Below are 1,319 nucleotides of genomic sequence, written 5' to 3' on the forward strand. Positions count from 1 at the left end.
CCTCACGACAACCACGCCGAGGTGACCATCCCCATGTCCGCACCCCGAGTCCTCGTCCTCGGTGGCAAGGCCGGCATCGATAGTAGGTCTCGCCGGTGTCGCCGTGGCCGTAGGGGTCGTCCTGGAAGGTCGAGGTGACCACGTACTTGTGGAACCAGTCGGTGACCGGGGTCGCCCCGGACTGGGACCACTTGACGGGGAAGCAGCGCCGGGTGTTCTTGTCGACGGCGCCCGGCATGCTCGAGCCCCAGACGCAGTCCGGATCCGAGTAGTTGACGGTGATCGTCGAGCCCGTCTCCGACTTGATCGTGCGGACCCGCCACTTGATGTAGCGCAGGGTGTCGGGGCCGCTGCCCTCGACGTGGTTGGGCATCTGGATGCCGCCGAAGGCGATCGCGGGGAGCTGGGCGGCGGTGGCGTTGGCCTTGCCGGTGTTCTGGATCGACTTCAGCCACAGGCTCGCCGAGGAGGCGTCACCGGTGTCGGGGAAGTCCTGGTCGAGGTGCCAGGCGTCGACGTCGCGCTGGGTGGTGCCGGCGCCGGTCCACACCGAGGTCGTGACGTCGGTCAGGCGCTTGCGGGTGAAGAAGGACGGGCCGATCTGCGTGGTGCACTTGGCGCCGGACGCGCAGATCATGTCGAACGGCACGTCGGGCCAGTTCGCCTTCGTCGTCGCCGTCAGACTCGTGCACGACGTGAGGCACCGCTCGGCGTACGTGAAACGCACCTGCTGCGCGGCCGGCTTGCTGTACAGCAGGTCGCCGCGCAGGCCGTAGTCGATGCGGTTGAGGTAGCCGCCCCGGACGTAGGCGGTGCCGTTGACCGTGGTGTCGCCGTTCTTGGAGTAGTAGTTGGTCTCCTTGGCGTACCAGTACGTCGAGGCGTTGCCGTGGGTGTCCACGACGTAGTCCAGGTTCCAGCGCCAGGCCTGGGTGCAGGAGGAGTCGGCGAAGCCGGTCGACTTGTAGCACGGCTCGCCCGAGTCGTCGCCGAAGACCGGCAGCGTCCAGACGGAGTTGGTCACCGGGTCGTCGTCGGACGTGTCGGCGGTGCCCTTGTCGCTCCAGCCGGGCAGGCGGTGCTTGCCGAAGAAGTACTGGGTGCCGGAGGCGTCGGTGACCTTCCAGTACTCGGTGTTGTCGTCGCCGTTGCCGGTGGCGCCCGTCAGGTGCTCGACGCGGGAGCCGTCCTCGTTCTTCACCTTCCAGCTGCCGCCGGAGGCCTGGGAGAGGGCCGCGCTGTCACAGGCGCTCTTGTCGGCGCAGGCGTTGACCAGTTCGACGGCCTTGCCGTTGAGGACCAGCGTGGCGTTGGCGTAC

At 67.9% G+C, this 1,319-nt stretch carries 1 pseudogene; it reads right to left on the reverse strand.

From position 1 onward, the window contains the following. Positions 1–1,319, reverse strand: a pseudogene (locus ABT300_RS44150) (hypothetical protein); the annotation flags it as partial.

Source organism: Streptomyces sp. NPDC001027, from assembly GCF_040299045.1.
Classification (GTDB): domain Bacteria; phylum Actinomycetota; class Actinomycetes; order Streptomycetales; family Streptomycetaceae; genus Streptomyces.